Source organism: Streptomyces sp. NBC_00986 (genome assembly GCF_045162565.1).
GTDB lineage: Bacteria > Actinomycetota > Actinomycetes > Streptomycetales > Streptomycetaceae > Streptomyces.
In genome coordinates this window covers 7,332,415-7,356,347 of sequence record NZ_CP108733.1, presented here as the reverse complement: position 1 = coordinate 7,356,347, position 23,933 = coordinate 7,332,415, and the positions used below count along the sequence as shown (strand labels likewise).

Genomic DNA, 23,933 nt, shown 5'->3' with positions numbered 1-23,933 from the left:
TGCCCTTGCCTCCATCTGTGTCGGCATCGGCAGTACCGTGTCGTTCATGCGCCCCGACACGCCCGCCGAGAACGTCGACCACTCCGCCGAAGCGGCCCGCCTCGAACGGACCGCCGCCCGCTACCCCGAGGACGCCGAAGCCCTGCTCCTCCAGGCCGCGGCCCACCTGGAACTGGCCGGCGACCGCCCCGCCGCCACCGCGCTCTACGACCGCCTGCTGTCATCGGCGGACGCCCTGGAAACCCCGCATCTGGTACGGGCCCTCAAGGCCTCCAACCTCTGGGAGTACGGCCACGAGGCCGAGGCCAGGGCCATCATCGACGGGGTACGGACCGCGTCACCCCGCGATCCCGCCCCCTGGGTGATCGTCGCGGAGTCCCTGGAGTCCCACGACGAGCTGGAGGCAGCGCAGGAGACGTTCACGGAGGGCGTGACGCTGCTCCTGACCGACGTCCCCGAACCGCCGTACTCCACCCACCCGTTGCTGTACGGCCGGCACCGGGTGCGTCGGATGCTGGGCGTGTCACACGACGAGTGGGACACGCTGGCGGACACGTTGCATTCGGCCCACGCGTCCTCGTCGTCACCGGTGTCGTTGGACGAGCTGCACGATCCGAAGAGGGTGTGGTCGCTGGGGTCGGACAACCCGGCGGAGCTTGAGGCCGAGATCTCGCGACTGCGGGCAGAGCTGGGCGCGTTCCGGGAGGCGTTGTCCCGTCCGTTCCCGGTGGCCGTACTCCACTGGCCCGAGGGGGAGTTGGCCGAGCTGGTGGGGGCGTATGCCTCGCTGGCCGTGGAGTACCCCTCGCATGAGGAGCACCTCGCGACGATAGAGGGGTCGCTTCGGGAGCTGGCGGCGAGCGGGACGGCGAACCTTGGGATCGTGACCGGGACGGTGCCTTCTTATGAGGCGTTCGCTGCGTCCGAAGGGGCCTCGCCGGGGGATGTTGATCTGTTGCCGCAGTATGCGACGACGCTTGCGGCTCGGGGGCGGGCTGTGGTTTGGCCGCCTCAGCGGGGGGCCGGCTGTTGGTGTGGGTCGGGAGAGGCGTACGGGGAGTGTCACGGGGCCGCGCAGGCCTGACGGTGTCCCTGCTTCGAAGGTTGACACCCCGGAACGTGGACCATGGGTTCGTGAGGCTGGACGACAGTGAACAGTGTGACGCCCTCCTCTCCGGGCGTATCGGCCCGTATGAGCAGACAGGCGAGCAAGGACACGGAGGCCGAACTGGCGGTGCGGCGGCTGCTGCACGCGAGCGGGCTGCGATATCGCGTGGAGTACCCCGTGCCGGGCATGCCCCGACGCCGGATCGACGTGGCCTTCACCCGGGCCAAGGTCGCGGTCCTCATCGACGGCTGCTTCTGGCACGGCTGCCCGGAGCACGCCACTCGCCCGAAGGCCAACGCGGACTGGTGGCGCACCAAGTTAAACCGGAACATGGCCCGTGACCGGGAGACCACCGAGCATCTGCGGACGGCGGGGTGGACCGTGCTGCGGTTCTGGGAGCACATGCCGGCGGAGGAGGTCGCGGCCACTGTGCGCGCAACGGTGGACCGGCAGACACAGCGGACGCCGGAACAGGACGGCCGGACGGACCGAGAGGGAACGAGTGGCTGACCGACTTCGATTCGTGGACGTCTGCTCCGGCGCGGGCGGGTTGGCTTCGGGGCTGGAGAGTGCGGGCTTCTCGCCGGTGCTTCTGCTCGACAACAAGCTCCAGGCCTGCGAGACGCTCCTGGCCAACAGGCCGCACTGGAGCGTGGTCCGCGAGGACCTGGTCGATTTCCTTCCGGAGGAGCACCCGGAGACCCTCGATGTCGACCTCTTGTCGGCAGGCCTGCCTCGCGTGAAGTCCTCGGCCGCGGTGCGGCGTTCGGACAGCGACCAGGAGCTTCGCCTTCTCACCGCCGCTGTCTATCTGGTCCACTCGATCCAGCCCCGGGCCCTGCTGTTGGAGAATCTGCCCGCGCTCGTCGAGTCCCCGGCCTACGCCGGCATTCGCGACTTCATCCAGTCCGAACTGACGCATCTCGGCTACGGGTTCCGCTGGTTCGTGCTGAACGCGGCCGACTTCGGTGTGCCGCAGGAGCGCAGGCAGGGCATTCTCGTGGCGCTCAAGAAACCGTGGCTCGACGCCTTCACCCCGCCCGAACCCACGGTGGACGTACATGTCCCGGTCGGTCGGGCCCTGCGACGGTCGATGAGCGCTCGGGGCTGGCGCGACGCCGACGCCTGGGCTGCCCAGGCGCTGTCCGTGGCGCCCACCCTCGTCGGAGGTTCCGACAACCGCGGCGGGGCGGATCTCGGCCCGTCCGGAACGAAGCGGGCTTGGGCGCGGATGGGGGTGAACGCGGGCTCGTTGGCCGACGAGGTACCGGGGACGGAGTATCGATGGCCGCGCTCGGCAGATCCCGCGCAGATGCTGAAGATCACGGTGGACCAAGCGGCCCTGCTCCAGTCGTTCCCCCCTGAGTGGCGTATCACCGGGAAGAAGACGGCCAGGTACCGGCAGATCGGACACGCGACTCCCCCACCGGTCGCAGGGGCGCTCGGGGCCGCCATCGCGACCGCTCTGAACTCCTCCGGTCGCACCTCGGCAAGACACACACGACGCCCCGGAAGCGCCGTCTAAACTTCAGGCCCATGAGCCACATCGAGAAGGTAGACTCTCCACCTGCGCATTTCCATATCCTGGACTTGTTCGCGGGACCGGGTGGACTGGATGTGGCAGCAGATGTGCTGGGGTATCAGGTCACCGGCATCGAATGGGATCCCGGGGCATGCGCCACCCGCAGTGCGGCGGGGATGGACACCTTCCAGGGCGATGTCCGGCAGTACCGCGCGGCTTTCTTCCCTCATGCCCAGGTGCTGACCGGCGGCCCTCCTTGTCAGACTTTCACCGTGGCCGGGCACGGTGCGGGCCGTAGGGCGCTGGACGAGGTTCTGCAGTACATCGAGCGTCTGCACACGGCCGTAAGACCCGAGAACCAGCAGGACTGGCGGCAGATCTTCCGGACCTGGCGAAAGATCTCCGAGGAACTCAGGCAGCGGGAGCTCGATGCCAAAGGGGTCAAGGCCGAGAAGCGCGAGGTCGAGGAGCTAAGAGCCAAGATCCGCAAGACCATGAGGAACAGGCTGGACCAACTGGGGGCCTCGCCGGACGAGGTCAAGAAGTTTGTGAAACAGCTGAAGACCCCACAGAAGATCGACTGCGCGGATCGCGAACTCGTGGATCTGGTCAAGAAGTTCAGCGACCTGAACAACAAGCTCGGCAAGTTGAAGATCCAGCTGGAGGAACTGGGCGACGAGCGCACGGGGTTGGTCCTGCAACCCCTGTGGTGGGTGATCGAGCGGAGCCGGCGCCCCGGATGCACTCCCTACGAGGCCGTCGTCCTGGAGCAGGTGCAGGCGGTCATGCCGGTGTGGGAGAAGTACGCCGAGGTGCTGGCCTCCCTCGGCTACCGGACCCGGACCCAGCTCATGCACACCGAGGCATTCGGCGTTCCGCAGACCCGACGACGCGCGGTTCTTATGGCCCGTCTGGATCGGGCCGTCGTCCTGAACGGCACCGAAGCCAGTCGTCTCCCGAGGGTGCCCGAGACCCACGAGCTGTACCACCGGGGCGACTCTCCCGTCCGGTCGTCGAAGACGGGTCACGCGGACACTCTCCCCTTGGGCGCCTCCAAAAAATCATGGGTCTCCATGGAGACAGCCCTCAAGAAAGCACGGCAGATCTCACGCAAGGTGGGTGATCGCCCCGCTTTCACCGTCATCTCCAACTACGGGACCGGTGGCGTTCCCGAGGCTCGCGGCCGACGGGACCACGACGCCCCGTCCGCCACGATCACGGGGAAGGTGTCGCGGAACCGCGTGGTCCACAAGGGCACCGAAGAGGATCTCGTCGACTTCAACCGCTTCAACAACGCCGAGGCGGGGGTGCTCCAGACGTTCCCCGTGGCGTACCCGTGGCGGGGCAACGACGTATCGCAGCAGATCGGCAACGCCGTACCGCCCAGACTGGCTCTGCACGTGTTGCGGCAGGTGCTCGAACCCGGGCTGAGCGCCGACGAGGCCGGGGCCCGGCTGGATCGAGCCGTCGCGAAGCTGGAGAGGTGGAAGCCCGGCAGGCCGGTGGAGATCCGCGAGCACGGCGGATGGGAGGGGCATCCGCTCACCGGCAGATGACCCTCCGCTCAGCCCTGCAGCGCGCGCCCTCTGACCGGGGCCGTCTCAAAGAGTTCGGCGAAGCAGTCGGTGAGTGCGACCACCGCGACCTCCGGTACCGGCTCCTCGTCCGGCCCGGCCGGCAGGGAGTGCCGCGGCACCGGGAGGGCGGACTCCGCCTCCGCGATCCACTGCCGTAACACCTCGGGATCGCGCGGCTCGTCCGTGGCCAGCGCGTCGTAGACCAGGGTCGCGCCGGCGGCGTTGATCGCCGTCATCAGGCCCTCGATCTCCCGGCCGGTGGTGGCGATCCCCCGGCCCAGGACACGTACCAGTGCCTGGGCCGTGGGGCGGTGGTCGATCAGATCCCGTCGCAGCGCACTGTGGATCAGATCCTGGTTGGCGCAGGCCGCCACCACCGGGGAGTAGTCCTTGCCGTTGCGGAACATCTCCGCCGCCCACCACAGGCGCGAGAAGCACTGTCGGTCGAGCGCCCCCCTGAACCGGGCCGGGTTGATGCGCGGCTCGCTCCGGCCCGGCGCGGGAACCGGGGGGTGCCGCCAGGCCACGTAGTCCGGGGCGACGCCCAGCGCGAGATGGGTCCAGAGCCTTCGGTCCGCGGCCTCGCGCCGGGTGATTCGGAGCGTCGCGTGCAGCCGGGGCGCCAGCCAGCCGTCGGCTCGGGTCCTGTTGTCCCTGAACTCGTGCATCGCGTCCTCCACCAGTTCCCTGAGGGGTTCGACCTCCCACCGGGGGTCGTCCGGCGACAACGGTTCGACGGTCCTGGCGAGATCGACACCCGCATGGCCCTGGACCCCCTTGAGCAGATCCTCCGTGAGGAAGGGGTCGGCGGCCGTCGCGGACAACAGGCCGAGTCGCTGCGGAAGTCGGTACGGCTTCTCGATCATGCGCTGTCCCCTCGGTTCATCTGGTGCAGTCCGCGTAGGGCGCCGGCGAGCGCCTTGCCCGCCCCGGCACGCCGTACGGCGGCGTAGTGGATGCGGGTCTGGAGCTCCACCCACCCCGCGTCCCCGGTGCGGCGACGGTGCACCTGGCGGAGCGCCTCCTCGACATGGACACCCGGTACCACGTCGGGGAGCATCTCCCGCAGCACTTCGCCCTGCCAGTCGGTCGGGAAGACCGGCGTGCCGTCGGGTTCGACCTCCAGATCACCCACGGAGCTGTGGAACACCGCGGTCCACACATCGGTGGCCATCTGAGAGACCAACAGTTCGTGGACCTTGCTCTCGATGCCCCCACTCTCACCGCCGAGCAGGTCCGAGAATCCCTCGATGTCGGTGTTGACCAGCACGGTCGGCACACGACCCGAGGCGTCCACGATCCAGGGCGCGTCGGCGTAGGAGTGCAGCCACTCACGCGCACTCTTCGAGAAACCCATCTGCTTCACGTCGAGGCGCAGACCGCCGAGCGGCTCATCCGCGACCACGTCGACGGTCCAGTCGTCGCCGGTCTCGGCGATCGCCCGGCCGAGTACGCCGTCGACCGTGGCGACCGCCTGGACCGCGAGGCCGGCACGGCCCACGTGATCGTCGCGGAGCACCTCGATGTCGCCGGACCACTCCTTGCTCCCGGGGGCGTCCTGCCGGAGAACTACGGCGGTACGCACATTGGTCTCGCCGTCGGTGAGCACCGCCAGGACACGCAGTTCGCTCCACGGCGCGTCAGGGGCGTCGGCACCGGGCGGCAGTGTGGCGGACAGGCCGACCCTGGCCGACACCCAGTCGTCGCGCTGCGCCACGCCAAGGGCGACGGTCCGCTGTCGGGTGGAGTACGCCGAGGTGTCCAGACGGTCCCGGGAGCCGTCGGCGAGCCTCAGGGACACCGAGGTCACCCGAAGAGCGATCGGTCGGTTGAGCCGCTTGTACGGATAGAACTTCACGTCGTCATTCCCCCGTACCGGCACGCAGTTCGACAACGAGCCGGGTGAGCGCGGCCCGGACCGGATGACCGGCGACATCGGTCGAGCCTCGGAAGACCGCCCGTCGGGCGGTCGGCGCGAAGCGGAGCACACCGTCCTCGACCTCGCAGCCGTCCACGGCGACAAGCTCCGCCCAGTCGAGTCTGGGACGGCTGCCCGACCGCACGTCGAGCAGGACCACCGGTGTCATGGAGTGCAGTTCGTCACCGCGGGGCAGCTTCACCTCGGCGGTGATCTGCCACTCCCCGCCCTCGCCGATCCGGGCGTCGAGCCCGTCCAGTTCCGGCAGGACAGGCCCGGAGCCGCGTGTGGGCGCGGTCCTGCGCGGGACGGTGAGCGCCTTCCGCAGCTTCGCCCCCCCAGCCTGACCGCCCGAGCGCTTCGGCTGGACGACCAGTTCCTTCACGGCGGCGTTGACCTCGGTGGTCAACCTGGCGATGCGGTGGTGCGCGGTGTGCGACCAACGGAGGGTCAACTCCTCGGTCTGGCCCCAGCGGTCGTGCTCGGGCGGCTCCGCCGCGCGCAGGAACTCCTCCGCCTCCTCGGCGAAGGGAACCGATTCTCCGGCAGCCTGTCCCACCAGGAGTACGGCCTGGAAGTCGTTGACACCCAGTGGCAGGCCGGCGACACCGGACTTCTTGATGGTCATCCGATTGCCGCGCAACGAGTGCACCTGGTTCGGGGCGCCGTCCGCGTCCTCAGCCTCCGTGACCAGGAGCACCGCCGGGTGGGTGCCGAGCGTGCCACGGCGTTCGCCGGAGAGCGGCAGCCGGAGCGGGACCGTGCGGAGGGCGACCTGACCGGCCTCGGTGAGCCGGTCCACCGTCGTACCGTCGTAGAAGGCGCGCAGTGCCCGGGTACGGGCGGGTTGGGTGTTGGTGGGGTCGACCTTCTGCTCCTCCATGACGACCTTGCCGTTGCGCAGTGTGCGGACCGAGGTCTCCAGGAGAGGAAGTCGGCTTCCGCCACCGGTCATCGCCGCCCAGAAGTCGCGCTCCAGTGCCTGGACCAACCGTCGGTGCATGGCTCCGATGTCACGGGTGCCGTCGTCGCTCGCGTCCTCGTCGTCGGTGCCGGGACCGGACTGGTCGAGGCTCGCCAGGTCGTGGGCGCCGACGATGAGGAAGGAGGTGCCCGGTTCGTCGCTGTCGCGGGTGAGGTGGAGGCGCTCGACCGTCTCGTCGTCGGCCCACCAGGAGCGGGCCACCTCCGCACCCTGGGTGTCGGGATCGGGCCGCCCCAGCCAGGCGGGGCCGGCGTAGTCGCGGCCGTCGACGGAACGCCACGGCAGCTCCAGTCGTCCGATGACACGGCGCTCGGTGCGACCCTCGTGGGGGACGGAGAGAGTGGAGTTGATCAGAACCATGCCGAGAGCGCTGGTCGCCCAGAGCGTCGCCTTGCCCAGGCCGTAGGAACCGCCCGCACCCCGCCCCGACTTGAGACTCTCCAGCTGACGACGGACGACGGCCGCGAACTTGCCGTCCTCGTAGTCGTCGCCGGTGAGACCCGAGGCGTTGTAGTCGTCGATGCGCAGAAGGACCAGGCGTCCCTTCTCGAACATGTCACGGACACCGGCGTCCACGACACGTCCGACCTTCTGGTGGGACGCCGCCTGCGAGACCGCCAGGTAGTGGGGATGCAGATCATCCCAGAGAACGGCCTGACGGAAGGCGTCCAGCGCCTCGCCGGTGAGTTCATGGAGGGTGTACCGCACACGGACCGGACGCCCGTTCTCCGCGAGCCGCTCGTCGAGGCTGTTCTGGCAGGTCTCACGGGCGAGCACCTGGACGTCCGCGTCGAAGGCGAAGGCCGCCGCGTTGCCGCCGTCGCGTCCGCCGTCGGAGTAGCCGGGCCGGTGGTACCAGGTGACGGGGAGACCGATCTGAGTGTCGGTGGTGCGCATGTGCACCGTACCGACGTCCGTTCCGAGCGCCTTGGCGATCTCCGCCATCACGGTCGGACGAGGCACCGACCTCCTCGTGATCCATGCCGAGACCGCGGCCCTGGTCAGCCCCAGTTCCTCCGCCAGCTCCGCCTGGGTCCTGCCCGTCAGTTTGAGTTGACGGGCGAGCCAGGGCCCGAACTCCTCACCGGTCTCCACGTGAATCCACCCGATCCTCCGTTGCGCCTGCGGACACCGACAGGCTAATTTGACATGAGGCTCGACGTCAATTTCTGCTTGACATGAGCCGCACCCGACCGGCCCGGTCACCCATCGACCGAGATGTACCTTTTGGTCGACTTGCTAGAGATATTCGCTTTTGCACAATGCTTCGGAACCTGGAATTCCTATTCCACTCACCGAAGTCCGCGAACCGGGTAGCGCGAGCCCTTGGATTCCCCCTACGCTCGTGACGATGCATCAGCCATCCCGCCCGGAACTCCTCGTCGGAGATTCCGAAGCGGCCGGGGGAAAGCTCTGTCTTTACCCACTTCGGAATCGAATGAATCGGGGGAAACGAATCATGGAAGACCCTCCTGAGGGCGACGGGGAGACGTCGTACCACGCGCCTCCGTACTCGCAGCGAGAGCTGAATTCCCTGCTCCTGTGCCTGATGAAGGCACCCACGGACGCGGACAAGAAGCACATCGTCGACGAGGCCGGAATGACGTTCGAGGAAGCCAAGGAGCACTTCAGCTCCTACGGATTCGGAATTGTCGACTTTACCGGCGACTGACCTGCACAAGGTCCCCGCACCCTCCTTCGTCACCTCTTTCGACTTCAGGAGCCCGAACAGTGTCCGCCGAAACGTCCCCGGTCGTTCGTACCGTTCTCGAACAGTCTTCTCGTGTATTGCAGACCTACGAGGTCGACCCCGGCCTCATTCCGGAACACGCCAACAGTGAACGGCGAATCACCCAGGGTGGCTACGGTGATCGTCAGCTCTTCGAACTCGTGCAGAACGCGGCCGACGAGATCGCCGACGAGCCGGGAGGCTCCGCCCATGTCGTCCTGACCGACACGCACCTCTACTGCGCCAACGAGGGCGCCCCCGTGACCCCCGAGGGCGCGGAGACCATCCTCCGCATGAGCATGTCGCGCAAACGCGGTGGCCAGATCGGTCGCTTCGGCGTGGGCGTGAAGTCGGTCCTGGTCGTCACCGACACCCCTCAGTTCTTCAGCCGCACCGGCTCGTTCGGGTTCGACCGCGTGTGGGCCTACGAGCGGATCCGGTCGGTGCCCGGTGTGGAGGAACACCTGGGCGCCGGCTTCGAGGCGCCGGTGCTGCGCATGGCACGCCCCCTCGACATGGCCGCCGAGCGCGCCCAGGACCCCGTCCTGGACGAGCTGCTCGGTTGGGCCACCACGGTCGTCCGCCTGCCCCTGCTCCCCGACGCCGCAAACAAGTTGGCCCAGGACATGCACGGTGGGCGGACGACCGCGGGCTCCGTCCGGGAGGAGTTCCCGCTCGGTTTCCAGCTCTTCTCCCCCCATGTGGCGAGGGTCGTCCTGGAGGACCGCCGGCCGCGGCCGCTCGTCCGTCGGGTACTGACCACCGAGCAGACCGGCGACCTGCACACCGTGGTCGAGGAACGGACGGGGAAGCCCACCGCCACCGGCCGCTGGCGGGTCTTCACCACCGCGCACGAGCCCGGACCTGCCGCCCGGGCCGACGCCGGCGAGCTGCACGACCGTCTCTCGCTGGCCCTCGCCTGGGCGGTGCCGGCGCTGGAGAAGGACCCGGAGAGCGGCCTGTACCTCAGCCAGAGGGCGCGCGGTCGCGGCCGCTTCTGGTCCTTCTTCCCGACCAAGTACGAGATGTCGCTGAGCGGCATCCTCAACGGGGCCTGGAAGACGAACGAGGACCGACAGAACCTGCTCGACTCCTCGCCCTTCAACCAGGAGATGATCCGGGTTTCGGCGGTGCTGGTGGTCGACTCCCTCCCCGGGTTGGCCCCCGCCGAGGACCCCGCCGCCTACCTTCCCCTGCTGCCAGGCCGCGTGAAGGAGTCAATCAGTTGGGCGGACGAGTTCCTGACGCGGGAGATCTGGGCACAGACAGCGGTCCGCCCCTCGCTGCCGGACCAGGAAGGGGTGTTGCGCGTCCCGACCGATCTGCGTGTCCACCCTCGTTTCGACAAGGACCTGAAGCGCCTCTCCGGCTGGCTGCGGATGTGGCACGAGTGCCCCGGACGTCCCACGGACTGGCTGCACCCCGGCGTCGAGGCCGACGGGCTGCGGTCCGGGAAGGTCGAGCACATCCTCGGCGCGGCCGGACACGGGCGGACCGAGGTCCGCGAGTGGCTGGAGGCACTCGTCGAGTGCGGCACCGCCGAGGCGTCGGCGGTGGCGATCCGCATCCTCGCGGACATGGTAGAGATCCGCTCCCCCTACGCCCAGGAGGCCCGCAAGGCACACATCGTGCTCACCGAGGAGCACGGCCTCGTCGCCCCTGTGCCCGGCCGGGTGTTCCGCCGGGCGGACGAAGGCGGGCTGCGCGAGTCCCTGGTGTACGTGGTCGGGGAGATCGCCCAGGACCCGTCGCTCACCCACGCGCTCAATGCCCTCGGCATCCGGGAGGCGGACGTCGAGGGCCGGTTCATCAGCGTTCTCGACCAGGGGTTCGACGGCTACGGCGACGCCCAGTGGGAACGGTTCTGGGAGTTGTTCCGCCAGGCCGGCGGGCGTCGGTTGGCACACGAGGTGCTGGAGCGGGTGGCCGATCCGCGCGAGACACTGCGCGTGCGGACCGCGGACGGAAGGTTCCGGCCGATGCGCGACTGCATGGTGCCGGGCGCAGTGGTCGACGCGCGACGGGACCCGAGCATCGCCGTCGACAAGGCGTTCCACTCCGACGACCTCTCATTCTTCGCGGAGATCGGCCTGCGGGAGCGGCCCTCGACCGCTGTACGGCCGGAGGACGAGGCCTGGTTCGAGGAGTACCGGCAAGCGGTCCACTCGGTGTACCTGCGCGGACTGGACGAGCGCGCGCCCCGGCCTTCCCTCACCAGGATGAAGGTGGAGGGCTCCGCGATCGGCGGCCCGCTGCATCTGTTCCCGTCGCTGTCCGAGGAGTCCCGCGCGGCCTTCCTCAAGGCGCTGCCGGACGACGCCGTGGTGGACAACTGGACGCGCCAGATCGGTACGCAGTCGAGCACCCGTCAGGCCGTGGAATCGCCGATCCGTTGGATGCTCAGGAAGCACGGAAGGGTCGCCACCTCCCAGGGGATCAAGCCGCTGAGGGAAGCCGTCGGGCCGCAACTGGCCGCCTACCGCGACGTGTTGCCGGTCGCCGACATCTCTCCGGAGAAGGCTCGCAAGCTTCGTCTGCCGACCACGGTCGACGAGGTCCCGGCCGACCGTTGGAACACCCTCCTCTCCGAGGTGTCCCAAAGCGAGGACGACACCTTCGTCGGTGCCACCTACGTGATGCTGACCCGGTTCGGCGCGGACTTCCCCGAGGACTCCCTGACCCGCTGCCGGATCGGCGACGTCTGGGGCACCCGCGCCGACGACGAGATCACCGTCGCGGTCGGCGCCGCCGAGTACCGGGCGCTCCGCGCCGAGCAGCTTCCCGCACTGCTCGTGGCGAGGCCCGAGGACGCCGAGCTGATGGTCGACAAGTGGGGCATGCTCCGGTACGCCGACGTGATCAGCAGAGAGACCCGTGAAGTCCCGGACGGCGATCCGGTGGCCCTGTTGGAGCTGTACCCCGCGCTGCGCCAGCGGCTGAACAACGCCGCCCGGAACAGCCTCGTGCAGCGATGCACCGAGTTGGAGGAGGTGACCCGTACCCCGAACGGCACGCAGCCCACTCCTCTCGACGCGGTACGTCAGGGAAGCACGGTCAAGGTCCGCGTCCCGCTCGACCCGGAGCCCATGCTGCGGCTGATCGACCGCGAGCTGGAACTCGGGCTCGGTGCGGACGGCTGCCGGGCCGTGCTGGAGCATCAGGAGCGCATGGCTCGGGACAGCGAGACGAGGGCTGCGCTCAAGGCCGTACGCGATGCCGAGGACGTGGTCACCAAGATCGAGTTGCTGATCGGCCCGGAGGCCCTGCGGTCCGGGCTGCCCGAAGGGCTGATGGAGGCCGAGCTGCAGGAGACCGACGGAGCGGAGCCTTCCGGTCACCGGGTCGCACAGATGGCTTTCAACGCACACGGCGACGGAGTGCTCCAGCAGCATGCCCGCGACATCCAGGCCACGTTCCCCAACGCGCCGGTCGCCTACGGCGGTTCATCGGCCGCCGTCGCCTTCGTGTCGGACCTGAAGCTGCCCGTCTCCTTCGCCGGTTCCAGGACGCCGTCCCCACCCGCCTTCGAGACCGTGGACGGCCCCCGGGACTTCCCCAGGCTCCACGCCTACCAGGAGGATCTGGTCCGGAACGTCACCACCCTGCTCGACCGACTGGCCCCGCAACGCGGCATGCTGTCGCTGCCCACCGGCGCCGGGAAGACCCGGGTCACCGCCGAGGCGGTGATCCGGTGGGTGAAGCGGGTTGGCGATCTGGAGGGCCCGATCCTGTGGATCGCGCAGACCGATGAGCTGTGCGAACAGGCCGTGCAGAGCTGGAAGTTCGTGTGGAGCAAGGTGGGCGCGGAACGACCGCTCACGATCAGCCGGTTGTGGGCCGGCAACGAGGTGGGAGATGTCGTCGACCATCCGCACCTGGTCGTCGCCACGGACGCCAAGCTGGAGCGCTGTCTGGGCACCGACGCGTACGCGTGGCTGCGTGGGGCGGTGCTGGTGATCGTGGACGAGGCGCACACCGCCGTCTCGAAGCGGTACACCGGGATTCTCGGCCAGTTGGGCCTCACCCAATACACGACCGAGCGGCATCTGCTCGGTCTGACGGCCACTCCGTTCCGCAACACCAACGAGGAGGAGACCAGCCGTCTGGTCAGCCGTTTCGGCAACCGGCGGCTCGACGAGGGCGTCTTCCCGTCCGGAGATCCGTACGGAGATCTCCAGGAATGGGGAATGCTCGCGCAGGTCGAGCACCGCACCCTGGAAGGCGGTCGGATCGAGCTGACCCGGGACGAGAAGGCGCAGGCCGACCGGATGGCGACGCTCTCCCGAGCCGCCGAGCAGCGTCTCGCCGACGACCATGCGCGCAGCCGACGCATCGTCGACGAGGTGGTGTCTCTCCCGGAGAACTCGCCGACCCTGCTCTTCGCCACCTCGGTGGATCATGCCAAGTACCTCGCGGCCAGGCTGAACGACCGGGGTGTCACGGCCGCCGCCGTGGATTCGACCACCAGCGCCCAGGACCGCCGCCGCCGGATCGAGGACTTCCGTTCGGGAGGCATCCAGGTGCTCACCAACTACGGTGTCCTCACCCAGGGCTTCGACGCCCCCGCCACCAGGGTCGTGGTGGTGGCCCGCCCGGTCTACAGCACCAATGTCTACCAGCAGATGATCGGTCGTGGCCTGCGCGGTCCCGGGAACGGTGGCAAGGACACCTGCCTCATCCTGAACGTCAGCGACAACATCGCGAACTTCGACACCCGGCTCGCCTTCACCCAGTTCGAGCATCTCTGGAGCCGTACGTGACCGACGCCTACCTCGACAACCCGCCGCTGACCGACGAGCAGCGGGTCGTGGTCGAACAACCCTGGGACGCACGCGTCCTGGTCACCGCCGGGGCCGGGGCCGGAAAGACGCACACGTTGGTGCGCCGGCTCGACACGCTGTGCGGTCACGAGGACCCCGACCGGGCGTTGGAGGCCGCCGAGATCCTGGTGCTCACCTTCTCCCGGGCCGCCGCCCGCGAGCTGCGCGAACGCATCGTCCGGCACGGGGAACGGGCCCGCCGGGTGCGTGCCCAGACCTTCGACGCCTGGGCGTACGGGGTTCTCCTCCAGGCGTATCCGGACGGGGAGTGGGCCGGGGCCGGTTTCGACGAGCGGATCAACGCCGCGATCCGGGCGATCGAGAACGGGGCGCTGGAGGCCGGCGATGCCGTTCCGCCCGCGCATGTCGTGATCGACGAGGTGCAGGACCTGTTGGGCAGACGCCGAGAGCTGGTGGAGGCCCTTCTCGACCGGTACCAGGAGAGCTGCGGCTTCACCGTTGTCGGCGACGCCGCCCAGTCCGTCTACGGCTTCCAGATCGAGGACCCGACCGAACGCGCCGACGAGACCGGTCGGTTCTTCGACTGGTTGCGGTGCTCGTACCCCGACGACCTCGTGGAACTGCACCTCACGCGGAACTTCCGGGCCGTCACTCCGGAGGCCCGGATCGCGCTGCCTCACGGGCCCCGGCTGCAGCAGGTCACCGACGCGGACGAGGCGGCGATGTACTACGAGGAACTGCGTGACCTGCTCATGGCTCCGGCCAACGGGATGGGTGAGCTCAGCGATCCGTTCACCCTGGACGGGTTGCGGAACCTCTCCGACACCTGCGCGATCCTCACCCGCGACAACCGCCAGGCTCTGGTGGTCTCCGGGCTGCTCCACGAGCACGGCGTCGAGCACCGGCTGCGGCGCCCCCTCGAGGAGCGGCCGGTGCCGTACTGGGTGGCCGAGTTGTTGCGCCGCACCGAGGCGACCGGCCTCGCCGAGGACCGGTTCCGTTCCCTGATCACAGACATCCCACTGGCCTACGAACCGAACGCGACCGCCCTGTGGACGGTGCTGCGTCGGGTCGCACGCGGGCCCGGGGGCGCCGTGCTCGATCTGGAGCGGCTGCGCCGCTCGGTCGCCGACGGCAGGTTCCCCGACGAGGCGGCCGACCCGGAGACCACGCGGATCGTCGTCTCCACGGTGCACCGCGCCAAGGGCCTGGAGTTCGACCGGGTGATCGTCCTGACCCCACCGACCGTCGCCGATCTGTACAGACAGCACAAGGACGAGTCGGACCTCCCGGCCGAGGCCCGCGCCCTCTATGTGGCGATGACACGCGCTCGCCAGGACCTGTACCACATGGACTCTCCCGAACTTCCGATCGTCAAGAGGGCGGGCGGCAGGCGGAACGGCCGTCGGTACGTCGGCGGGTGGCGGCCGTACGACAGATTCGGGATCGTCGCCGAGGCAGGTGACGTCGGCCGGGACAGTCCGCCGGGTCACGGGACCGATGCCGTGGCCACCCAGACCTATCTCCTGGATCAGGTCGGTCCGGGGGCCGAACTGGTGCTGCGCAAGCGCCACGATCTACAGATGGGCGAGTTCCAGAGTCCGCCGTACTCCCTGGTGCACGAAGGGCGGGAGATCGGTGAGGTGTCGGAGCGGTTCCGCGAAGAGCTGTTCCAGGTGCAGAAGGTGAACCGGACCTGGGATCCGTGGTGGCCCGACGAGATCCACGGCATCCGGGTCGACACCCTGGAGACCGTCACGGGCAGCAGTGCCGCCGGCGCCAACGCCGGACTCGGAGACCGAGGCGTGTGGATCGTCCCTCGGATCACCGGCATCGGAAGGTACCGACGGGCCGAGAACGACGAGGAGCAGAGCGCATGACGAACGGAGCGGGTCAGCACTCCGAGCACTATCGGGTCCGGGACGACGAGCTGTTGGTGGGGCTCCGCCGTGAGCTCCTCGGTCCCGCTCCGGGCGCGGCGGCGGGCGACCGGGACGAAGTCCTCACCCAGGACGCACCGATCGATCGCTATCTCACCGGCGTCCTCTACCCGCGATCGGCGAACGCGAGCGCGGAGCAACGGATCCGCGAGGACGAGGCGGAACAGGACGGCCTGGACATCGCCCCGCTGCGCACCGGTGACAGCGTCGAGGAGTCCGGTACCGCGCAGGAGGTGGGCGCTGCGGGGTCCCGTCGCCCCTCCTCGATGGGCCTCACCTTCGCGGTCGCCCCGGCCATAGGCGAGGCGATCGTGGTGTCGGCGCGCGCCGCCGTCTACGAGGCCACCGACGAGGAGGGCAGGCCGATCCCGGCCCGTCGTGCCGAGGCTCGCACCACCTCCGACCAGCGGGAGCGGTGGCGGCGCAAGGAACTCTCACTGCCGGACACCACGATCGACGTGACCAGGCCCGATCCGGACAGGCGGGTCGACCTCGGCACCGGGGCCGAGCTGCGCGTCAACGTACGACGCCCCGACCGAAGCACCGGTACGGTCACGATCACGATCACGCTGGTCAACACCCACCAGGTCGACGAGCGGGAACTGCAGGACGCGTCCGCGCTGTTCCAGTGCGGGCTCACGGTTCGCGCGACCAACGGCTCCACCGCGTTCGTGGAACGCCCTGCACCGTCCGCCGCCCACGATCCCGAGGTCGCCACCAGCAGGCTGCTGCACCGCCACGCCCCTACCTTCGCCGTCGGTCACGGCTGCGCCGCCGAATGGGACTGGACGCCGCCGCCGATCGGCATGACCGACACCGTCCTGGCCGCGGTCACCGAGGTGCGGAGCGAGTTCGTGCCCACCGTCGAGGTGCTGCTCACCGACTCCAACCCGGAGATCGACAGCTCCGCCCTGTCCATGATCGGCCTTGCGGAGCGCCCCGACGCGGAGGTCCTGGCCGCCCTGGCTGCACTGGCCGACGGCTACGAGCGCTGGATCGAACGCAAGGAGACCGAGGCGGGCGCGCTGGCGGGCGACCCGTACGAGAAGCCCGCGCTGGATCAGGTGGTGGCCTGCCGTGAGGCGCTCGGCCGTGTCCGCGAGGGCATCGACCTGCTGGGAGCTAAGCCCGATCTGATGCGGGCGTTCCGGCTCGCCAACCGCGCCATGGCCGACCAGCGCGCCCGCAGCGACTGGGTGAAGGGCGGTCGAACCGGTCGCCCCGACCTGGCAAAGGGCCGCTGGCGCCCCTTCCAGATCGCGTTCCTGCTGCTCTGTCTGGCCGGCATCGACGACCCCGAGCACCGTGATCGCGGCATCTCCGACCTGCTGTGGTTCCCCACCGGTGGTGGCAAGACGGAGGCGTACCTCGGCCTGATCGCCCTCACCTCCTTCCTCCGGCGCATCCGCAAGGGCTCGGCCGGCGGTGGCGTCACCGTGCTCATGCGCTACACCCTGAGACTCCTCACGCTCCAGCAGTTCGAGCGTGCGGCGATCCTGCTCTGCGCCATGGAGTGCATGCGTCGAGGCACGCCCGAGTTGGGCGGGGAGGAGTTCTCCATCGGCATGTGGGTGGGCCGTTCGGCCACGCCCAACACCCTGGAGGAGGCCGAGAACAAGCTCGCCGAGCTCCGCGGGAATCTCGACAGACGCCTCGCCACCGAGAACCCCGTCCAGTTGCACGCCTGCCCCTGGTGCGGAACCCGCCTCGACGCACGCGCCTACGAGGTCGACAAGGACGCCGTACGGATGCGCGTCCGTTGCCCCGGTACCGGTTGCGACTTCGCGGACGGTCTGCCGGTCCACCTGGTGGACGAGACGGTGTACGACGCCCGACCGACGCTGGTGATCGCCACTGTCGACAAGTTCGCGTCGATGCCTTGGCGCCCGGCCACCGCCGCGCTCTTCAACCGTGACGACCCGCACGACGGCACTCCGCCCCCGGAGCTGATCGTCCAGGACGAACTCCACCTGATCTCGGGCCCGTTGGGCACACTCACCGGGCTCTACGAGACCGCCGTGGACGCGCTCGCCGACCGCCCCAAGGTGATCGCCTCCACGGCGACCATCCGTCGCGCCGCCGACCAGGGTCGCCGGCTCTTCGCCCGCGAGGTGTGCCAGTTCCCGCCCGCCGGTCTGGACTCCCGCGATTCCTGGTTCGCCGTGGAAACCCCACGCGAGGAGAAGGCGAGCCGCCGCTACGTCGGTCTCCTGGCCCCCGGCACCAGCCAGTCCACCCTGCTGATCCGTACCTACGCCACCCTGCTGCACCGGGCCGGACAGGCGCGGACCACGGACGAGGTGCGCGACGCGTACTGGAGCCTCGTCGGCTACTTCAACAGCCTCCGGCTGCTGTCCGCCGCCGAACTCCAGGTCCACGACGACGTGGTGGCCTACCTCGAACTGCTCGCCGAGCGTGAAGGAGTGGCGGTGCGCTCCATCGCCAACTACTCGGAGCTGACGAGCCGGATCGACGCCAGCGAGATCCCCGCCCGTCTCAAGGGCATCGAGAAGAAGCTCCCCGACGAGGACACCGTGGACGTCCTCCTCGCCACCAACATGATCGCGGTGGGCGTCGACGTGGAGCGTCTCGGCCTCATGGCCGTGATGGGTCAGCCGCAGACCACCGCCGAGTACATCCAGGCCACCAGCCGTGTCGGCCGCGCCCGTCCCGGACTGGTCGCCGTCATGCTCAACGCGACCCGATCCAGGGACCGCTCCCACTACGAGAACTTCCTGCACTTCCATTCCGCCCTCTACCGCGAGGTCGAATCCACCTCCGTCACACCGTTCTCCGCCCGGGCCCGTGAGCGAGGCCTGCACGCGGTGATCGTGGCCCTGGCCCGCGTCCTCATCCCGGCTGCCCGCCCCAACGAGGCGGCGGGCCGGGTCGACTCCTACGAACACCTTCTCCGCGAGGTCATCAAACCCGTTCTCCTGGAGCGGGTCCGTGCCGTCACGGACGAAGAGGCCGACGCGGTGGCCCGCGCCTTCGACGAGTTCGTCGAGTGGTGGTGCGACGAGGCCGACACACACGGCGGCCTGCTCTTCGAGCCCCGCAGGGGAAGTCGTACCCCCTCGCTCCTGAAGTCGTACGACGACGAGTCCGAGGACGCCGAGGCCTGGCGCACCCTGTGGAGCCTGCGCGACGTCGACGCCGAGTCCGCCCTGTTCATGGAGGCATCCCGATGACCCCGCCCCCCGCACGCCGCCGCCGGACCGGCGCGGAACGCTCCGCGCCCGCACGCAATCTGCTCCGCCGCGGTTCGGTCCGTCGCGCCCAGGCGATCACCACGTACGGGGTCGGCTCACTCGTGGCCGTCGACCAGGAGTCCTTCATCGTCTCCGGCCTCGACGGGGCAGACGAACACTGGAGCCTAGACGAGTCCCCCCGGATCCACGAGCGGCGCCTCGCCCGCCTCCTGGGCGTCCAGCACTTCCGGCTGCCGCCCGCGTCGGACGACTCGAGCAGGGACGGCCTCCGTGTCCGCCGGTTCCCCCTCATGCATTCCTGCCCCGAGTGCGACGACCTGCGCCGGCACCGTGACTTCAATCCGCCGCCCGGTCGGAGCGTCTGCGGCACATGTGAAGTCGACCTCGTGCCCTCCCGTTTCGTGATCGCCTGCGAGGCAGGGCACCTCGACGAGTTCCCCTACTGGCACTGGGTCCATCGCGCCGCCGGACGCGGCATCACGACCGCCGGACAGTGCGGCGGAACCCTCAAGCTGCGCTCCACCGGCCGGAGTTCCTCACTCCGCTCGATCCTCGTCTCCTGCACCTGCGGAGTGCCCGAGGCGTCGATGGAGGGCTCCTTCCGCAAGCGTGCCCTCAAGGATCTGGGCCTCCGCTGCCGTGGCACCCGCCCCTGGCTCGGCACGTCCGTGCCCGCCCATACCTGTGCTCTGACCCCGCGCACCCTCCAGCGCGGTTCCTCGACCGTGTGGCAGCCGGTGTTGAAGTCGGCGCTCTCCATCCCGCCGTGGAGCGACGGCCGCGCCGACCCGCTCGCCGAGCACTGGGACAGGCTGCGTCGACTCAACAGCCGCGAGGAAGTGGAGATGATCCTCAACTACGTGTTCGAGGGCGGGAGTCCGGTCCCGATCGACGAGGTGATGACACTCCTCGACGCGGAACGTGAGGAGGACCCGAACGGCGAGGACACCCCTACCTTCGACCACCGCTACCGCGCTCTGCGCAACAAGGAGTACGAGCGCCTCCGCTCGGGCAACGACGAGCGCGAGCATTCCCGCAACGAACAGTTCATCTGCGAGACCCCGCTCGGCGACTCGACCGCGCTCCACCCGCTCGGTGTCACGGGCCCGATGCTCGTCAAGAAACTCCGCGAGGTACGCGCGCTCAAGGCGTTCACCCGCCTCACCGACCCCGACTCCACGACCGAGTCCAACGAGGTCCCGCTCTCCGACTCCGACATGCGGTGGCTCCCCGCCATGGAGGTGCACGGCGAGGGAGTGTTCCTGCGCCTGGACGAGGACCGTCTCGGCTCATGGGAGAAGGCCCCTGCCGTGGCAGCTCGGGTCGAGAGGATGCGCAGCGCCCACCAAAGGACGTTGGACCAACGCGCCGCGGATGCGAGCCGCGTCGCCCCCTCCCCCGCCACTCCCCGCATGGTGCTGCTGCACACCCTGGCCCATGTCCTGATCAACGAGTGGAGCCTGGAGGCCGGCTATCCGGCCGCCGCCCTGCGGGAGCGCCTGTACGCCGCCGACGACATGGCGGGGATCCTCGTCTACACCGCGACGAGCGACTCCGCGGGCAGCCTCGGTGGGCTCGTCGCCCAGGGCGAACCGGACAACCTCGCCCGAACCCTCCACTCGGCCGTCCACCGCACCTCATGGTGTTCGTCCGACCCGCTCTGCGTCGAGTCCGAGGCGTCCGGCACCGGTGGCACCAACCTCGCCGCCTGCCACGCCTGCGTGATGCTTCCCGAGACAAGCTGCGAGCACAACAACATCCTGCTGGACCGTGCGCTGCTCGTCGGCACCCCGGAAGACCCCCACCTGGGCTTCTTCGCGGACGCACTGGAACAGTGACACCCGGCCGGCCGCGGAGTCACCAGGTCGGGAACGGGGCCGCGGCCGCCGCTCCGTTCCCGGTCCCGGACTCTGTTCACGGCTCGCGCCGCGGGCTTCCGTCGCCTCGAAGCGGATGATCCCCTCTCTCAGGCGTGCCGCCCCCACCGCCCCCGGTGAACAACATCCCCCACGCCCCGCCGCCGCTCCGCGACCCGCCCGCCCTGCTCAGGAACATCCTCAGCCCGGTACCCCACCGTGATCCCCCCGATCGGGTCGTACTCCTCCGGCACCCCGAACTCCGCCCGGAACGGCTGCAGATGCTCGGGCATGATCCCGAAGAAGCAGGCGCCGAGGCCTTCGTCGACCGCGGTGAGGAGCATCAGCAGGGAGGCCATACCCGTGTCGATGTACCAGTACGGCGCGGGCCAGCGGGCTTCGGCGCGGTCCTCCCAGCCCTTGTCGGGTTCGGCGTAGCGCGCCAAGTAAGCGGCCTTGTGCGCCAGGGGTACGACGACCAGCGGGGCGTCCTGCATGGTCGGGGTGTTCTCGACCCGAGTCGGGACGAACGGCCAGAAGCGGGCGCGGTCGGCCGGGGTGGTCAGGGCGAGGAACGCCCAGCCCTGGGAGAAGCCCGCCGACGGGGCTCGTAGCGCGGAGGCGAGGATGCGTTCGGTCACCTCCGGGGTCAGCGGCTTGTCGGTGTAGTGACGGATCATGCGTCGCCGGCGGACCACTTCGGAGAATTCCATGTCCGCAGATCCTGCCACGAACTCACCGAACGCCGGGAGCTGTTGATCAGTCAGTCGTGCCCCGCACGCACCGGGGGGAGAGGTCGTGCAGCATCTTCGCATCGGCACTGCGTTCTCCTGCTTGCACGCAATCTCAGCGCACCGCACGAGATGCGCAATCTGCTGCAACCCTGAGGCGCGGACGGGTGCCGTCCACGCACAACCGCCGATGAATTGGCGACTCAGGACACTGGTCTGGAGGGGAAGTCGCAGCGACCACGTGACCGAAGCCCGTGGATCAAGACTTGAAGCTGCCGTGTCAAACCCCAGCTCGGTCATTCTCCGAGCCGGGCTTCTCCTCTCGCCGGCCGCCGGCGTGACCGTACCCACGCCCACGCCCACGCCCAGGCCCACGCACACGCACACGCACACGCACACGCACACGCCCACGCACACGCCCACGCCCACGCCCACGCCCACGCCCACGCCCACGCCCACGCACCGGGGCTATTCGACGGCTGTGAACAGTGTTCCCCGCAGGGCCTCAACCCTGCCCAAAAGGCTCTGGTGGTGTCTCGATCGGCCGTGCCAGGGTGAGCCGCTCAATGACCTTCGAACCGCTGGAGGAAAAGGTATGAGCCTGGCCCGGGACAAGGACAGCACGACGGTGAAGGGGAAGGCACCCCAGCGGCCGCAAGTGGCTCCCTCCTCCGCCGGAACGACCGTGCAACGGATGCTCGCCCTCCAGAGCGCCGCCGGGAACAGGGCCGTGGCCGAGATGGTGCGGCGTGGCGGGCTGCCGGAGGCGCAGGCGCCCCATCAGCACGGTCCGGCGTGCGGGCACCGGGCGCAGGCGGCGGTGCAGCGGTCCGCGGCCGATGTCACCGTGGCGCGGGCCGAGGACGAGCATGCGCACGGTCATGACACCGGGCCGGAGGGGCAGGGCGCGCTGTTGGCCGCCGCCATGAAGTCGCCGAGCGAGGCGCTGCCCTCGTCAGTTGTGGCGAAGGCCGGGGCGTTTTACCAGAACGACGCCCTCGCCTCCACGCGCGTCCACCACGACGTGGTGGCCCAGCGTGCCACGGAGGCCATGGGGGCCGCGGCCATGACCGTCGGCAACCACATCTTCCTCTCCGCCGGGGCCGCCGCCAGCGAGGAGCTGATCGGCCACGAACTCAGCCACGTCGACAAGAACCTCAAGGGCGTGCCCGAGACGGGCCACGACAGCGGCGCCGGAGTCACCGTCACCAACCCGCGCCAGGACTCCGAACGGGCCGCCGAGCGAGACGGTAACGCCTACGCCACCGGTCAGCGGACCGCCCCGTCCCTCATCGCGTCGCAGACGGGGGCGAACGCCTCCGCCGGGCCCGTGCAGCGGATGCCCGAGGAAGGACAGTCGTCGGAGGAGGGGCGGCGGATCGCCCTCCAGGACGGTCCGCTGGGACTCAGCGGTGAGGACCACATCGCGTCGCTGCCCGAGGACAGCGAACAAGAAGTGATCCTCCAGCGCGGCGTCACGCCCACGCAGCGCAAGGCCATGGTGAAGGAGGTCATCCGCGGCTCCTTCATCAGCCTTTCGAAGATGACGGCGAAACCCGACGAGGATGCCACGAAGCCCGATCCCGAGCATGTCCGGGGATACGTGAACCAGGAGCGCAACGACGATGTCGCCAAGCTCATCGAGTTCTCGACGAAGTCCGATATCGCCACCGGGTTCGCCTCGGAAGCCTCCTTCGGCATCGTGCTCACCATCAAGATCAAGAGGAAGTTCCTGGCGAAGGGCGCGACCGGTAGCGAGCGCGGCTGGATCACGCGGCAGGGAGCGCCCTACGACATCGTCGGGATCGAGCGGAAGGACCAGGGGGTGGAGAAACTGGCCCCGCTGACCGAGGGGGAGTTCCGCGAGGTGGTCAAGAAGGAGGAGATGGCCGAGTTCCTTCTCAAGGTGCAGGATCCGGCAGCCAGGGCGCAGCACATGAGCTCGATCGAACCTTCGAAGAAGATGGCCGAGGCGCAAAAAATCCTCGCCTACAACAAGGCGGTGTACGGGTCCTAGTGTCCTGAGTCGCCCGATGTATCGACCTCGACGTGCCCTTCGCCAACCACGACATCCTGCTCACCGGTCGAATTTCGCTGCCCGCGTCATCCCGTGGTGCGTAACCCATGAGCCGGCCGCGGAGAACGCCGAGGACGCCACCCGTTCCGCCCCGCAGGTCACAGCTCCGGAGCCAACAACGTCAGCCGTAGCAGCGCCGTGACCGCCAGTGCCGGCGGGACCGTGTACCACCACCTGCGGAGCCAGTCCGCCTTGACGAACACCCAACTCAGCCCCGTTGTAACGGCGGTGAGGGCCAGGGCCGTGCCTGACGCGAAGTTCGAGTGGGCGGCCGTTTCGCTGTCCCAGGGGCCTACGGGGGTGGCCGCGTATGCCAGGAGCGTCATGTACGCCGTCGCCAGGTGGCCCAGGGTGAGGACGAGGGCGCATAGCGCGGGCGCTGTGCGGTTGCGCGGGGGCCGGTCCGCTTGCCCGTCGGCGTGGGGAGTCGAGGGGCGGACAGGGCTGGTCACTTCAAGGCCTCCTTGGCGTCGTCCAGTTCGCGGTCGATGAAACCT

At 69.2% G+C, this 23,933-nt stretch carries 15 protein-coding genes; 10 read left to right on the top strand and 5 right to left on the bottom strand.

The genetic code is table 11. The features are described from left to right. The first annotated feature begins 46 nt into the window (after positions 1–46). From OG504_RS32860 to OG504_RS32845, 4 genes are all read left to right on the top strand, one after another. Entirely contained in the window at positions 47–1,084 is a 1,038-nt protein-coding gene (locus tag OG504_RS32860) for an SEC-C domain-containing protein (protein ID WP_405993029.1), read from the top strand. Between the two features lie 108 nt (positions 1,085–1,192). After that, the gene (locus OG504_RS32855; protein ID WP_405996492.1) at positions 1,193–1,618 is read left to right on the top strand and encodes a very short patch repair endonuclease; all 426 of its coding nucleotides are present in this window, start codon (positions 1,193–1,195) and stop codon (positions 1,616–1,618) included. Continuing rightward, on the top strand, positions 1,611–2,633 hold the full coding sequence (locus OG504_RS32850; protein WP_405993028.1) for a DNA cytosine methyltransferase: 1,023 nt from the start codon (positions 1,611–1,613) through the stop codon (positions 2,631–2,633). Before OG504_RS32855 ends, OG504_RS32850 begins: the two co-directional genes overlap by 8 nt. 11 nt (positions 2,634–2,644) lie before the next feature. Next, on the top strand, positions 2,645–4,186 hold the full coding sequence (locus OG504_RS32845) for a DNA cytosine methyltransferase (protein WP_405993027.1): 1,542 nt from the start codon (positions 2,645–2,647) through the stop codon (positions 4,184–4,186). An 8-nt stretch (positions 4,187–4,194) separates the two neighbouring features. On the opposite strand, the gene OG504_RS32840 is transcribed toward OG504_RS32845, so the two are convergent. Genes OG504_RS32840 through OG504_RS32830 form a run of 3 tightly spaced genes read right to left on the bottom strand, consistent with a single transcriptional unit; the run spans position 4,195 to position 8,205 of the window. Then, positions 4,195–5,073, bottom strand: a complete 879-nt coding sequence (locus tag OG504_RS32840) for a DUF6339 family protein (RefSeq protein WP_405993026.1) — start codon at positions 5,071–5,073, stop codon at positions 4,195–4,197. Further along, the gene (locus OG504_RS32835) at positions 5,070–6,065 is read right to left on the bottom strand and encodes a hypothetical protein (protein WP_405993025.1); all 996 of its coding nucleotides are present in this window, start codon (positions 6,063–6,065) and stop codon (positions 5,070–5,072) included. Before OG504_RS32835 ends, OG504_RS32840 begins: the two co-directional genes overlap by 4 nt. Before the next feature lie 4 nt (positions 6,066–6,069). Continuing rightward, positions 6,070–8,205 carry a helix-turn-helix domain-containing protein gene (locus OG504_RS32830; RefSeq protein WP_405993024.1) on the bottom strand — a complete coding sequence of 712 codons (2,136 nt, stop codon included), beginning with the start codon at positions 8,203–8,205 and terminating at the stop codon, positions 6,070–6,072. 364 nt (positions 8,206–8,569) lie between these two features. Here OG504_RS32830 and OG504_RS32825 point away from each other — a divergent pair, with 364 nt between their 5' ends. Genes OG504_RS32825 through drmB form a run of 5 tightly spaced genes read left to right on the top strand, consistent with a single transcriptional unit; the run spans position 8,570 to position 20,610 of the window. Continuing rightward, positions 8,570–8,782, top strand: coding sequence for a hypothetical protein (locus OG504_RS32825; protein ID WP_405993023.1), 213 nt, complete (start codon positions 8,570–8,572; stop codon positions 8,780–8,782). Positions 8,783–8,841: 59 nt separating this feature from the next. Further along, the gene (locus tag OG504_RS32820; RefSeq protein WP_405993022.1) at positions 8,842–13,599 is read left to right on the top strand and encodes a sacsin N-terminal ATP-binding-like domain-containing protein; all 4,758 of its coding nucleotides are present in this window, start codon (positions 8,842–8,844) and stop codon (positions 13,597–13,599) included. Further along, positions 13,596–15,500, top strand: coding sequence for a UvrD-helicase domain-containing protein (locus tag OG504_RS32815; RefSeq protein ID WP_405993021.1), 1,905 nt, complete (start codon positions 13,596–13,598; stop codon positions 15,498–15,500). Before OG504_RS32820 ends, OG504_RS32815 begins: the two co-directional genes overlap by 4 nt. Beyond that, on the top strand, positions 15,497–18,751 hold the full coding sequence (locus OG504_RS32810) for a helicase-related protein (RefSeq protein ID WP_405993020.1): 3,255 nt from the start codon (positions 15,497–15,499) through the stop codon (positions 18,749–18,751). The genes OG504_RS32815 and OG504_RS32810 overlap by 4 nt, the downstream gene beginning before the upstream one ends. Beyond that, entirely contained in the window at positions 18,748–20,610 is a 1,863-nt protein-coding gene (gene drmB / locus OG504_RS32805) for a DrmB family protein (RefSeq protein ID WP_405993019.1), read from the top strand. Before OG504_RS32810 ends, drmB begins: the two co-directional genes overlap by 4 nt. A 128-nt stretch (positions 20,611–20,738) precedes the next feature. Here drmB and OG504_RS32800 read toward each other — a convergent pair whose 3' ends face one another. Continuing rightward, a complete protein-coding gene (locus OG504_RS32800; RefSeq protein WP_405993018.1) occupies positions 20,739–21,341 on the bottom strand; it encodes a nitroreductase family protein in 603 nt (200 codons plus the stop codon). Positions 21,342–21,954: 613 nt separating this feature from the next. Between OG504_RS32800 and OG504_RS32795 the strand changes: the two genes are divergently transcribed. Then, positions 21,955–23,376 (top strand): DUF4157 domain-containing protein, encoded by a 1,422-nt coding sequence (locus tag OG504_RS32795; RefSeq protein ID WP_405993017.1) that lies wholly within the window; start codon positions 21,955–21,957, stop codon positions 23,374–23,376. A gap of 158 nt (positions 23,377–23,534) precedes the next feature. Here OG504_RS32795 and OG504_RS32790 read toward each other — a convergent pair whose 3' ends face one another. Beyond that, positions 23,535–23,888, bottom strand: a complete 354-nt coding sequence (locus OG504_RS32790; RefSeq protein WP_405993016.1) for a hypothetical protein — start codon at positions 23,886–23,888, stop codon at positions 23,535–23,537. Positions 23,889–23,933 lie beyond the last annotated feature (45 nt).

Excerpts from the sequence above, each read along its gene's own strand:
- OG504_RS32860 (WP_405993029.1), top strand. The coding sequence starts at position 47 with ATGCGCCCCGACACGCCCGCCGAGAACGTCGACCACTCCGCCGAAGCG.
- OG504_RS32855 (WP_405996492.1), top strand. The coding sequence starts at position 1,193 with ATGAGCAGACAGGCGAGCAAGGACACGGAGGCCGAACTGGCGGTGCGG.
- OG504_RS32845 (WP_405993027.1), top strand. The coding sequence starts at position 2,645 with ATGAGCCACATCGAGAAGGTAGACTCTCCACCTGCGCATTTCCATATC.
- OG504_RS32840 (WP_405993026.1), bottom strand. The coding sequence starts at position 5,073 with ATGATCGAGAAGCCGTACCGACTTCCGCAGCGACTCGGCCTGTTGTCC.
- OG504_RS32825 (WP_405993023.1), top strand. The coding sequence starts at position 8,570 with ATGGAAGACCCTCCTGAGGGCGACGGGGAGACGTCGTACCACGCGCCT.
- OG504_RS32810 (WP_405993020.1), top strand. The coding sequence starts at position 15,497 with ATGACGAACGGAGCGGGTCAGCACTCCGAGCACTATCGGGTCCGGGAC.
- drmB (WP_405993019.1), top strand. The coding sequence starts at position 18,748 with ATGACCCCGCCCCCCGCACGCCGCCGCCGGACCGGCGCGGAACGCTCC.
- OG504_RS32800 (WP_405993018.1), bottom strand. The coding sequence starts at position 21,341 with ATGGAATTCTCCGAAGTGGTCCGCCGGCGACGCATGATCCGTCACTAC.
- OG504_RS32795 (WP_405993017.1), top strand. The coding sequence starts at position 21,955 with ATGAGCCTGGCCCGGGACAAGGACAGCACGACGGTGAAGGGGAAGGCA.